At 41.6% G+C, this 12,441-nt stretch carries 12 protein-coding genes and 1 other RNA gene; 4 read left to right on the forward strand and 9 right to left on the reverse strand.

All coding sequences use genetic code 11. The features are described from left to right. Window positions 1-57: 57 nt before the first annotated feature. The 6 genes from SYN7509_RS0220260 to SYN7509_RS0220285 all read right to left on the reverse strand — a co-directional run bounded on the left by SYN7509_RS0220260 (window position 58) and on the right by SYN7509_RS0220285 (window position 6,496). Window positions 58-1,332: a dihydrolipoamide acetyltransferase family protein gene (locus tag SYN7509_RS0220260; protein ID WP_009633650.1), complete on the reverse strand. Its 1,275-nt coding sequence runs from the start codon at window positions 1,330-1,332 to the stop codon at window positions 58-60. A 112-nt stretch (window positions 1,333-1,444) separates the two neighbouring features. Then, complete coding sequence (locus tag SYN7509_RS0220265; protein WP_009633649.1) at window positions 1,445-1,894, reverse strand: YlqD family protein; 450 nt, start codon at window positions 1,892-1,894, stop codon at window positions 1,445-1,447. 35 nt (window positions 1,895-1,929) lie between these two features. Continuing rightward, window positions 1,930-3,819, reverse strand: a complete 1,890-nt coding sequence (locus SYN7509_RS0220270; protein WP_009633648.1) for an AMP-binding protein — start codon at window positions 3,817-3,819, stop codon at window positions 1,930-1,932. Between the two features lie 176 nt (window positions 3,820-3,995). Next, window positions 3,996-4,640, reverse strand: a complete 645-nt coding sequence (locus tag SYN7509_RS0220275) for an HAD-IA family hydrolase (protein ID WP_009633647.1) — start codon at window positions 4,638-4,640, stop codon at window positions 3,996-3,998. Beyond that, window positions 4,637-5,203, reverse strand: coding sequence for a hypothetical protein (locus tag SYN7509_RS0220280; protein WP_009633646.1), 567 nt, complete (start codon window positions 5,201-5,203; stop codon window positions 4,637-4,639). The genes SYN7509_RS0220275 and SYN7509_RS0220280 overlap by 4 nt, the downstream gene beginning before the upstream one ends. Window positions 5,204-5,302: 99 nt before the next feature. Beyond that, window positions 5,303-6,496, reverse strand: coding sequence for an NAD(P)/FAD-dependent oxidoreductase (locus SYN7509_RS0220285; RefSeq protein ID WP_009633645.1), 1,194 nt, complete (start codon window positions 6,494-6,496; stop codon window positions 5,303-5,305). Window positions 6,497-6,593: 97 nt separating this feature from the next. On the opposite strand from SYN7509_RS0220285, the gene SYN7509_RS0220290 reads away from it, so the two are divergent. Further along, window positions 6,594-7,085, forward strand: coding sequence for a hypothetical protein (locus SYN7509_RS0220290; RefSeq protein ID WP_009633644.1), 492 nt, complete (start codon window positions 6,594-6,596; stop codon window positions 7,083-7,085). A gap of 164 nt (window positions 7,086-7,249) precedes the next feature. On the opposite strand, the gene SYN7509_RS0220295 is transcribed toward SYN7509_RS0220290, so the two are convergent. Next, entirely contained in the window at window positions 7,250-7,639 is a 390-nt protein-coding gene (locus SYN7509_RS0220295) for a hypothetical protein (RefSeq protein ID WP_009633643.1), read from the reverse strand. Between the two features lie 149 nt (window positions 7,640-7,788). On the opposite strand from SYN7509_RS0220295, the gene rnpB reads away from it, so the two are divergent. Beyond that, window positions 7,789-8,191, forward strand: an RNA gene (gene rnpB, locus SYN7509_RS27805) — RNase P RNA component class A. Here the strand turns inward: rnpB and trpC are convergent. Next, window positions 8,192-9,088, reverse strand: coding sequence for an indole-3-glycerol phosphate synthase TrpC (trpC, locus tag SYN7509_RS0220305; protein ID WP_009633642.1), 897 nt, complete (start codon window positions 9,086-9,088; stop codon window positions 8,192-8,194). A gap of 110 nt (window positions 9,089-9,198) precedes the next feature. Continuing rightward, window positions 9,199-10,629 (reverse strand): dihydrolipoyl dehydrogenase, encoded by a 1,431-nt coding sequence (gene lpdA / locus SYN7509_RS0220310; RefSeq protein WP_009633641.1) that lies wholly within the window; start codon window positions 10,627-10,629, stop codon window positions 9,199-9,201. A 139-nt stretch (window positions 10,630-10,768) separates the two neighbouring features. On the opposite strand from lpdA, the gene SYN7509_RS0220315 reads away from it, so the two are divergent. Then, window positions 10,769-11,482: a Uma2 family endonuclease gene (locus SYN7509_RS0220315; protein WP_009633640.1), complete on the forward strand. Its 714-nt coding sequence runs from the start codon at window positions 10,769-10,771 to the stop codon at window positions 11,480-11,482. Between the two features lie 84 nt (window positions 11,483-11,566). Beyond that, complete coding sequence (lipA, locus tag SYN7509_RS0220320) at window positions 11,567-12,439, forward strand: lipoyl synthase (RefSeq protein ID WP_009633639.1); 873 nt, start codon at window positions 11,567-11,569, stop codon at window positions 12,437-12,439. Window positions 12,440-12,441: the final 2 nt, after the last annotated feature.

Consider the following 12,441-nt stretch of genomic DNA (forward strand, 5'->3'; position numbering starts at 1 on the left):
TCTTTACAAGAAAAAACTTGAAGTATACACAACTCCAAGTTTTTTCTTAGCAACAATCTAAAGAGTTAAAGACTGAGCATTGGTTTCAATTAACTTTGCTAAATCCTTCAAAAATGCCGCCGCCGTCGCCCCATAAATAATCCGGTGATCGCAAGTAATATTTACCTGCATTTGCGACTTTACGCCTAGCATTCCATCATTGCTGGCAACGACTTGATTTCGTGCTGCACCAATGGCTAAAATCGAGCCTTGTCCGGGAGGCAAAATCGCATCAAATCGATCTACCCCAAACATTCCCAAGTTCGATAAAGTAAAAGTACCACTATTGTATTCGTCTGGTTGCAATTGTTTGGCTCTTGCTCTTTCTACCAAAGCTTTCCAGTTGCGCGACAGAGAATAAATATCTACTTTGTCGGCATTTTGCAACACGGGCGTAATTAGTCCGCCATCATCCATCGCTACAGCGACAGCAATATTAATATTGGGATGATAAACAATTTTTTGTTCCGAGTAGCTGGCATTAACTAAAGGATGCTTTTGTAAGGTAATAGCTACAGCTTTGGCAAGTAACGCCGTCATTGTCACGCCTTTAGATTTAACTTGCTTGTACAGTATATCCAACGTTTCGGTAGTAATTGTATAACCAACGTGAAAAGTTGGGACTTGCAAGGAAGCCATCATATTTCGCACTACTGCGTTTTGCAGCGTGTTCATTGGCACTACTTGACCAGGGGTTGCAGCAATCACGGGGGGAGTCGCAGGAGTAGGCGCAGAAGGCGCGGGAGGTGGTGTTACAGGGGTAGTAGTAGGGGGCTTGCTACCCTTAGCTGCTGTTTCCACATCTTCCGCTACAATGCGGCCGTGAGGCCCGCTACCAGAAAGGCTGCTTAAATCAACTTTCATTTCTTTGGCTAACTTACGGGCGCGGGGAGAAACCATAATTCGCCCATCTTCGACTTTTGCGCCATTTTGCGCCGGAGCAGTGGCGGCTATTACAGTGTTGGCAACATCTGCCACTTGTCCGGGAGAAGTGGTAGCGTCAGTGGTAGTTTTGGCAGAAGTAGCTTGTTGTTTGGCGATCGCAATTTCTGCTTCAGTTTCGGCAATAAGAGCGATCGCACTACCAACGGGGGCTGTACCGCCAGAGTCCACTAAGATTGTAGCTATATAACCTTCATAGAAGGTTTCTACGTCCATATCCGCTTTATCTGATTCCACTACTACCACTGTTTCGCCTTTTTCTACTTTGTCTCCTGGTGACTTTACCCAAGAGACAATTTTGCCCTCAGTCATGGTGGAACTAAGAGCAGGCATAAATACTTCGTGAATCATTTGTAACCTTGAAGCAATAAGCGATTAATTTTAATTATCAAAGAAGACTTGTATTGTATCTCTCTCTAAGAAACAAGAGACGTTCCGGGGGAACGCCTAGATCGGAAGATTATTAAATATCTCCTCGGATTTCTTCGACTATGCCATCACGCAAAAGAATTTCTACTTGCATTTTGCCAATCAGGTTGTCCCCTGGTTGAACGCTAAACAACCCTTCAAGTTGAAATTGGTTGACTTCTTGATCCATTTCCAATAGCTGCACTTGCTGGAGATTTTGCAAGCTTTGGTTTTTTTGCTCTAATAGTTCGCTTTTTTTCTCGTTAACTTGAATTTGGATACTTTCAATTTGCTGCATTGTCTGCGGGCCGGGGGGTTGCAAGCTTTGCTTTTGAATTTCTGAAATTGCTCTTTGTCCTTGCATTTCTAATTGTTGCAATTGACCGTCAACTTGGTTAATTTGACCTTGCAATTGCTGCTGAATTTCGTCTTTCCAACGCGGAGTTACTACAGCTTTGACGTTAATTGGGCGTTTTAGGGTGAGTTGAGTGGGGGAAATATCCATAAAATCAAAGCACAATTACTACTTTTTTAATTGCTTTAAGCAAACATCTTGTCAATAATATCGTGGTAGCGATCCATCACAACAGATCGTTTAATCTTCAATGTTTGGGTCATTGTGCCATTTTCAATTGAAAATGGTTCGGCAATTAGCTTAAAGGTACTAATTCGCTCATCTGGGCGATAACCAGGGCGGTTTTGGACTTCTCGGCTGACTTCAAGGCGATATAAGTCCAAAATTGCTTTATTACCAAGGTTGCTAGGATCTATTGCTGGATTTTGGGTAGTTGCCCATTGTTGCAAAGCGTCTTGGTTGGGGACAATTAAAGCGCCTAGAGATCGCTCGTCTTGCCCGACTAGCATAATTTGGTCGATGTAAGGCGATCGCAAACAAGCATTTTCTATCGGCTGCGGTTCGATATTTTCCCCATTACTGAGGACAATTGTATCTTTAGCGCGTCCAGTAATCACTAAATCATTTTGCTTTGAAACCCAACCTAAGTCTCCGGTATTAAACCAACCTTCAGAATTAATTGCTTTTGCCGTTGCTTCGGGATTTTTGTAATAACCCTGCATGACTTGACTTCCGCGAATCATAACTAAGCCTTTTTTGCCCACAGGTAAAGGTTTATGGCTTTCAAGTTCAACAATTTGGGTTTCGGTATCGGGTAAAGGTTGACCATCCGCACCGCGCAAGTTGCGCCAAGTCCGCCTTACATGAGTAATAGGAGAGGTTTCCGTTAAACCGTAGCCGCCTAAAATATCAACGCCGACAATTTCGTAAAAATCTTCTAAGTGTTCCGCAATCGAGCCGCCACCACTGACTAAAAACTTAACTTTTCCTCCAGTTGCTTCTCGTACTTGCTTGTATATTATTTTGTCTGCCAACTGATGAATCAAACCTAAAGGAATTATTTGTATCCTCGCCCAAAGCTTTGCCAATGATGAAGGATATAGATTGTTTAAATCTAAGCCTTGGACTACTCGCCGCGCCATAATATAGCGTTGACTTTGAGCAAAAAAGAAATTTATCAACTTTTGCTTATTAGCGCTTTGTTCTCGAAATTGCTTTTGTACGCCTTCGTAAATAGATTCCCATAGGCGCGGTACACCCACCATATAGAAGGGTTTAAATTCTTTAAAGTCTTTTTTGACGTAACGAATATTGGTGTATATCTGCGTGCAGCCGTGAGCGAGAATAAAGTATTCAAAACTACGCTCATAACAATGCCAAATCGGTAAAATACTCATAACAACTTCTCCCGGTTGTGGCTCTACTACCGCACTTGCGCCAAAAACTTGCGATAGCAAATTGCCTTGACTTAGCATTACTCCCTTTGGCTGTCCCGAAGTCCCCGAAGTGTACATTAAAGTAGCTAAATCTTCTTTACGGCGTTGCACGGGTTGTAAGGTATGATTTGCGCCTAACGAAGTTACACCAGAATAATTAAGAGTTTTTGTATTGGCAATTTCTGGTGGCTGTTCGTCAGAGAGGATTATTGCCAGATTTACAGGTAGTTTGCCCTCGGTTAGCAGTTTTTGCAGTGTGGCGTTATCTTGCACCACCAGCGCCATGCTATCGCTATGAGAGAGGATATATAACAACTCCTCGCGGTCAGCTTGCGCTCCTCTTACGGCATTAATTGCGCCCGCCGTCATAATCCCTTGATCGGCAACTAACCAGCGTGGTTGATTTTCGGCAAATAATGATATGCGATCGCCATGCTTGATTCCCAAGGCTTGCAATCCGGCGGCAAATTGTCCAATCTGTTGATATAACTGGCTATAAGTTAAACTTACTTCCGGCTGGACGTGGGGATCTTTTAGTGCAACTGTATCACCGAATTTTTGAATTGCGATCGCCCAGATTTCTGGGATAGATTGCACGTTGGCATAGTCAGCAGTACGTTTTGATGGGGTATTTAACATAACTCAATCGCTAGATAAGTTAATTTATTTGTTTATACCTTACCCTCAGTTATGCCCAAAATATAGCAATCCTAAATCAATTGTGAACGTTGTGGGGGCGCAATGCATTACGCCCCTACGAAATAATGTTTATGAATCAAATAGGGTTGCACTGACAGATTTTGGGGTGGATATATTTAGTTACGCTTAATTAGAATCGCTTTCAAACCTGCCGCCGATGCGCCTTGATAATCTTCCTGGAAACTATCGCCAATGTGCCATGCGTCTTTAGCTTGACAATCGTGCTTATCTAAGCTGTCGGTAAAAATTTTCTGACTTGGCTTGGCGGTGCTAACTTCGGTAGAAATAGTAATAGATGTAAAAAAGTCGATTAAATGGAGAGATTCTAAAACTAAATAAAGCCGCGAATCAAAATTTGAGATTATCCCTAGTTCTATTTTGCGTTTCTGCCAGCGTTCTAAAGTGGGAATAACATCCTCGTATAAAAGCCAAGGTTTAGCCGTTGAAAAGTGATCGTAAAGTTGCTCAAAAAACTTAGAGAAATCTTTAAATTGATTGACTGCTCCTACTTGTTGAAATGTCTCTAAAGCTACTCCTTGCCACCATTCAAATTCATAGTTAGGAATATCATCAATTTGTACTCCCGGAAATATTGGCGGCGGCGCAGCCACAAAACTTTTAATAAATGCAGTGTTTAAGGCTTCATCTGATACTTCAACACCAAATTGACCAGCAATTTCTGCATAAGCTTTACCCACACTACCTTTAACTCCAAATAGCGTACCAACGGCATCTAAAAAAATTACTTTAGGCTGTTTCATAACGGTCTAACATTCAATTTGATAATTAAAAATCCAACTAATCCCCCCATCAAGTTTACACCCATATCGTAGATAGTATCTGGATAATAAACCGCAAATTTACTATGCTTGATTGGCTTACAGCAAACTCGCAAGAAAAACTCAAAAAATTCATTTAAGTTGCCAATTATGCAAATTAAACCCAATACAAAAATTAAACTTTGCCACCATTTAAGTTTATGCCAAATATTTATATATATTGGTAGCAAAATGATAACGACTCCTAAAGCAGAAAAAAAATGTTCTAATCGATTTAGCCAAAACCAGGAATAGGGAATGATATCTTTTTGAATCATCCAAGTTAGCCAAGTTTCAATGATGGGAAAGACAAATGCTGTTGTTAAATATAATCTATGTTCGTTGCTAGATAGATTTTTTTCTAAATTTGAGAACCTAAAGATAAAAAATACAGCAAACCAAATACATCCGAGTAATACCCAGTTGGAAAATACTGTTAAAGAGAATAAAATTATTAAAGTAGCAAATAAACCCCAAAACCAATTGTATTTAAAAACATTTACCATTTTTATTTAAAAAAACAGGCATATAGCCTGTTTGAACAAAATTATAAAAGACTTTAACTTAAATCAGTTAAGCAAAACAACCACTTATTATTTTTAAACTTACTCAGTCAAATTATCTACAATCGGTTGAGTAATCCAATTTAACCCCACTTTCAACTGATGTCCTAAAGTAGGCATCCGGTAGAGATAAGCAAGACGACGCGCAACGTAGGCTAGAGAACCGTCTAGTTTTATGCCTAAACCTGCAAAAGTGGCGCTATTTGTCCCCAAAGTCATCATTTCCCCTAAATGCTGATAACGGAAAGGTAGCAAAGGTCTATTTGTCAGTGATGCCCAAATATTCCAGCCTGTATAATCAGCTTGTTGAAAAGCAGATTGAGCAGTTGTTGGCACTTGTTTTCCGTCCGCATCAATGCAATCGGCTAAATCGCCCAAAGCAAAAATTTCTGGATGGTCTACTACTTGTAATGTAGTTGTAGTAGTAATTTGACCGCGCCCATTGTGTTTGAGTGGGAGACTTTGTACTACAGGATTTACTCGCGTTCCTACAGTCCAAATTACTAAGTCTACAGGAATTGTATCTACTTGATTTTTGTATTCTAAAGCGATCGCATCGCTGGTAATAGATTCAATTTTAGTTTCCAAGTCAACCCATACACCCCGCGCTTCTAAAGCTTTTGTTGCCGTCGTGCGGTTAAATTCGGGCGATGTCCGCAATATTTGGTCGCTTAACTCTATTAGGCGCAATCTACCGCGCTCTTTTAAGCGCTCCGACAGCTTACAGGCAAGCTCTACGCCGCTATAACCCGCCCCGACAATGGCAACGCGAATTTTATCGGTTTGGGTTTCTTCCAGCATTCGTAGGCGTTGCTCTAGGCTATAGGCATCGCTAACAGTCCGAAATGGAAAGGCGTAAGAGCTTGCGCCGGGAACCATATCTAAAGGAGTTTCGCCACCTAGAGCTAAAACTAGGCGATCGTAAGGGATTTCGCTACCATCAAGTAAATAAACTATTTGCTCATCAGTATTAATATCGGCGACTTCTCCTTGCAAGCAGCGAACGCCTGTATTAGCGAGAATTTCTACAAAAGGCGGGGCAATTTCCCAAGTTTGCAATTCTCCCGTTAGCAGTTCGTACAGGAAAGGAGAAAATAAAAAGCGATCGCTTTTATCGACTAAAACAATTTCTGGTTTTTGCGCTTCCCAAGGTAGTTGGCTAAGACGTAGGGCTGTGTAAAGACCGCCAAAGCCTCCACCTAGTATACAAATGCGATCGGGTTGCTGGGTTGTCATAAAGCTTTAAGAGGTTGAAAAAGCAATTGCCTAGTTTCTTCTTCCAAGATAGCAAGCCGAATTAAGGAGAGTCGCAGGTGAGGTTATATTTAACGCTATGAATCAATCCAATCTATCGTCAGCAATAAGAGAACATATATCAGAAATATTTTATTTACTCAATTTCTTTTCGCAAACACAGGTAGAACAATGGGATCGAGTTCCTAGCGATTTCTCTCCTGCTTGGGTAGAGATAGGAGATATTCAGTGTAATGCTGATAGTTCTATTTTTTTCCTAACACTCATGTTATCTGGACGTGTCTATCTAAATTTTTTAGAACCTCATATTCATATTTTTAATGAAAACATGAAGTCAATTCTTTATGAAATAGGCGGGCTACTGGATGACTGGATTATCAATACTTACTATGATTTCATTTTTTTAAAAAGAACAGAAGATGAAATCATGAATCCTGATAGAATTTGGTTGATTTTGAGTAGGCTGTGTAAGATTGCTTTAGGTTATGAAGACTGGGGAAAATATCAGATTGATGAATTGTCCTTTGATTATTTTGTAAAAAATTATACCCATTCCTACGATCCTATCTAGTTGTTTTCAAGATCGGGTTTTAAAAAATCATTTTAGCCTGTCTAGATTTTTACAGATGAAAAGTGCTAGTAAATCTTTGACCAAAAGTTTAAGAATTTGAGACATAAAAAAAGCCCGTTGGTACACGGACTAAAATTACTATTTTCAATTGTTGTAAGACTTGTCTAGCGGTTGGCTTTTTGTTCTACTTTGCGTTCAGCGTCGCTGAGTTTGGTATCTTCGGTTATGCCACCAAAAACGCGCTGATACTGATCGTTACCTAATTCACCCGCCGCGCGTTCGATGCGACCTTTGATATCTTTGTTGGAGTTGCCTAAATCTTTAGGAATGATTTTTGCTGCTTCTTTACCGCTTTCTAGTTCGTCAAAACCAACTTTATCGGTTTTTGGGGTAATAGTATTTTTAGGCGCGACAGCAAGCACTTGAATATTGGCTAAATCGGTTAATGGTGAAGCTTGTACCGATAACATAGGATTTGCTAACCATGCCATACCTACTAGCATTACACTAGCAATTGTTAAACTCAAACGCTTTAATATTTTATTGACAACCATACAGAAACATCCTCTTATTTGTGTCGATTACTTGTATGAATGTTATGGAATAGCGACAAAAATATCGTCTTCCCGCAGATGGGTTTATAAAGCTGTTTAAAAAGAAAGCATATAACGGTACTCACCACGACTAAACTAAATATGGGGAAAGAGTAGGCGCAGGTGGTTGCAAATTAGGCACGGCAGCTAATTTGAGGAAAGTCCGGGCTTCCGAAAGACCAAACTTGCTGGGTAACGCCCAGTGCGAGCGATCGCGAGGATAGTGCCACAGAAAGATACCGCCGATTTCTACGGAAAATGGTAAGGGTGCAAAGGTGCGGTAAGAGCGCACCAGCAGCGCCGAGAGACGCTGGCTCGGTAAACCCCGGTTGGAAGCAAGGTCAAAGGAATAATGGTTGGTCTTTTACCTATTCCACTGCCTAAGAACCGCTTGAGGCGCTTGGTAACAATCGTCCCAGATAGATAACCGCCCTGGTGGAAAAGAAAGATGTAGCAGTGCTACGTCTCTACATTATCATCAGAACAGAACCCGGCTTATGTCCGACTCTTTCCCTATTTTTGTTTGTTGGCTGAAAATAAACGCGCGATCGCCTTTTCTATTTCTGGCTGTTTAATTAGCGATTCCCCAATTAATACAGCCTTTGTGCCTGCTTTTGCTACCAATGCCAAATCTTCAGCTTGATGCAATCCCGACTCGCTAACAACTAAAATATCTCGCTCTTGTAACTGGTTTCCCCGTGCTGCAAGTATTGAACAAGTAGTTTGCAAATCAACAGAAAAATCTTCTAAGTTACGGTTATTGATCCCAACTAGGGTTACGCCATCCAAAGCTAAAACGCGATCGAGTTCTTCTATGGTATGGACTTCAATTAAAGCCGCCATTTTTAAAGCTTTGGCAATCTTGATAAAATATTGCAAATCTTGGTCAGTTAAAATTGCCGCAATTAGCAATACCGCATCTGCACCCCGGACGCGGGCTAGATACATTTGGTAAGGATACAAGATAAAATCTTTGCATAGCAAAGGCAATTCTACCGCCGCGCGAATTTGAGCTAAGTAACTGAAACTACCTTGAAAAAACTTTTCATCGGTAAGCACAGATAAACAAGCTGCACCGCCTTTTTGATAGGATTTAGCAATTTCTACGGGGTCGAAATCTGCTCTAATTACACCTTTACTTGGCGATGCTTTTTTGACTTCAGCAATTAAGGCTGGCTGAGTTTTAGGTTGACGCAAAGCACCAACAAAATCCCGCGATGGAGGCGCTAAAAGTGCTTGCTGTTGCAAGTCAGCTAAAGGCAATTTTTCTCTACGCCGATTAACTTCATCTTCTTTATGCCATACAATTTCTTCTAAAATATTGTTGGGTTCAGCGCCCGGTACAAGAACCTGATAGCGCATACTTTCTAAAGCAATAGTACGGTTGGGGGGACGACGACGGATTTGCATTGTGTCAAAAAAATAAATTTACCAAGCAGATTTTTGTAGGGCGTAGGGGCGCAATACATTGCGCCCCTAAACTTCCCGCGTTGTTACTCGAAGCGCCTTAAAATATCCTCTTAAGATGCGATCGCCCGTTTATAAGCTTCGTCCAATACCTCAGATAAAGTAGGATGAGCGTGGACTAGATGCGCTAAAGTATGCACGGTTTGACGATTTGCGATCGCGGCGGATGCTTCATGAATCAAATCTGAGGCGTGTAAGCCAATAATATGTACCCCCAAAACTTCCCCGGTATCTTTGCGGAAAATTAGCTTTGCCATACCGTCGGCTTCTCCTTCGGCGATCGCTTTAGAGTTACCTTTGAAATAACTTCTCACCGCGCCCACTTCAAAACCTTCTTTACTTCCCAACTCTTTAGCGGCGGTTTCAGTCATGCCTACATAGCTAATTTCTGGGTGGGTAAAGGCGGCAGCAGGAACGCTATGATAATCAACTACTCGCTCATTTCCACAAATATTATCTACAGCGACAATTCCTTGACCTGAAGCCGCGTGAGCCAACATCATCTTACCGTTAGCATCGCCAATCGCCCACAAATGCGGTACGACTTCCCCAGCAGATAGCACCGCCATACTATCATTTACAGGAATAAAGCCCCGACGATCTAATTCTGCACCGACGGTTTCTAAACCAAGGTTTTGTGTAGCGGGGATGCGCCCAGTAGCCACTAAACAAGCATCAACTTCAATAGTGTCAATAACTTCTTTAGTTTTAAAATCAGCTAACTCAATTACTACAGGAGTACCAGGAGTAACAGTTTTTGCCATGACTCCTACATGAGTTTCAATATCGCGGGGAGTAATTAAAATTCGCTCTGCTAGTTTAGCAATATCTCTGTCAAAACCAGGCATTAACTGATCTAAAGCCTCAATCATGGTTATTTCGCAACCCAAAGCCGAGTAAATATCGGAAAACTCTAAGCCGATATAACCGCTACCAATAATTGCGATCCAGTTGGGCAAAGATTCTAATTTTACGCCTTGGTCGCTAGTAAAGACAGTTTTACCATCAATTTCAATTCCTGGCGGTACAAAAGGAACTGAACCAGGAGAAAGGATAATATCTTTAGCAGTGATAATCTTTTCGCCATTGTCTGTAGTTATCGCTACTTTTTGCGCTCCAGCTAACTGACCTCTACCCCGAATTATCTCTACATTGAGGCGTTTGAGGCTATTGGTTAAGTCTCCTTGAATTTTGGCTACAAGGTTATTGGCATGATCTGCGATCGCGCTGCGGTCAAATTCCACATTACCGACACTAATACCCAAAGATTTAAGGTGGTGAGCGTTGCGTAATTCTCTAACTCTACCCGAAGCTGCAAGCAGTGCTTTAGAAGGGATACAGCCTCTATTTACACAAGTACCGCCCATATCGGCTGCTTCAATAATTGCCGTTTTCAATCCGCAACTAACAGCGTGTAAAGCCGCGCCATGTCCGCCTACTCCAGCGCCAATAATAACTAGATCGTAATCAAATTCCTGACTCACGGCGATCGCTTCTCCTGGTACTTATATTCTCTATTTTCCTCTTTAGCGTGCGATCGTTGCAAGTACCTGCTATTTATCTCTAGGAAAAGTGGCTTGACTGTATGCTAGGTTTGAAACGCTGATTTCAGTCATTGTAAATATGGTGTTCCAAGTAACGACTCCTAACGCCGAAATCATATATCCCGACAGCGATGGCAAGCCAATGGCAGACAATACCAAGCAATTTCGCTGGATCGTGACTATCAAGGAAAATTTAGAGCTAATCTTTGCCAATCAATCGGATGTTTTTGTAGCAGGAGAGTTGCTTTGGTATCCAGTGGAAGGAAGTAGAACCCTTTGTCAAGCGCCGGATGTGATGGTGGTTTTTGGGCGACCTAAAGGCGATCGCGGGTCTTACAAGCAATGGACAGAAGCAAATATCAATCCCCAAGTAGTATTTAAAATTCTCTCCCCTGGGAATCGCTTGGGTGAAATGGCAAAAAAGTTTCAATTCTACGATCGTTATGGAGTAGAAGAATACTACATTTACGATCCTGATGATATCGATTTAACAGGCTGGCTGCGAAAAGAAGACAAGCTAGAAGTGATTAATGAGATGAATGGTTGGGTAAGTCCCCGCCTAGGGGTGCGGTTTGAAGTCGCTTCTGGGACTCTGGAAATTTTTAGAGCTAATGGTGAAAAATTTTTAAGTTTTATAGAGATAGATAGTTTACGCGCACAAGAACGACAACGGGCTAACCAAGAGCAACAACGGGCTGACGAGGCAGTTACTCAACTAGAAGCCGAGAAAAAGCGTAACGAAGCCTTGGTTGCAAAATTACGTGAAATGGGAATCGATGCAGAGCAAATTTAGCTTTGCTTGTGCTAAAGAGCGATCGCATGACAATCCAACTTGCCTGTTAAGATCGATGCTGATTAACTATATAAAAAATTAATTGTGACTGTTAAACCAGAGTGGTTGCGCGTGAAAGCTCCTCAGTGGGAGCGCGTCGGGAACGTTAAAGAAATTCTCCGAGATTTAAGCTTAAATACTGTATGTGAAGAAGCTTCTTGTCCAAATATTGGCGAATGCTTTAACGCAGGTACAGCAACATTTTTAATTATGGGCCCAGCTTGTACTAGAGCTTGTCCTTATTGCGATATTGATTTTGAGAAAAAGCCCAAACCGTTAGATATCACCGAACCGGATAGACTAGCGCAAGCAGTACAGCGACTAAAATTAAATCATGTTGTTATTACCTCGGTAAATCGGGATGATTTAACCGACGGTGGTGCAAGTCAGTTTGTACGCTGCATTGAGGCAATTAGAGTTACATCACCCCAAACCACGATTGAAGTATTGATTCCTGACTTGTGCGGAAATTGGCAAGCTTTAGAAACAATCTTACAAGCCGCGCCAGAGGTACTAAATCACAATACCGAAACTGTACCGCGTCTGTATCGTCGCACTCGTCCTCAAGGTGATTACGATCGCACCTTAGAATTAATTAGGCGATCGCGCTCTGTTGCCCCAAAAGTTTATACTAAGTCTGGCTTAATGGTAGGTTTGGGCGAAACCGACGAGGAAATTCGGCAAGTAATGGTAGATTTGCGCTCAGTAGATTGCGATATTCTCACCCTAGGACAATACTTGCAACCAAGTCAAAAACACCTGCAAGTTCAAAGCTTTGTCACTCCAGAACAATTTGATGATTGGCGGATTTTTGGCGAAACTATCGGATTTTTACAAGTAGTATCTTCTCCCCTAACTCGTAGCTCCTATCACGCCGAAAAAGTTAGAGAATTAATGCAACGTTACCCGCGTAAATAGCC

The sequence above is a fragment of the Synechocystis sp. PCC 7509 genome (genome assembly GCF_000332075.2).
Taxonomy (GTDB): domain Bacteria; phylum Cyanobacteriota; class Cyanobacteriia; order Cyanobacteriales; family Chroococcidiopsidaceae; genus Aliterella.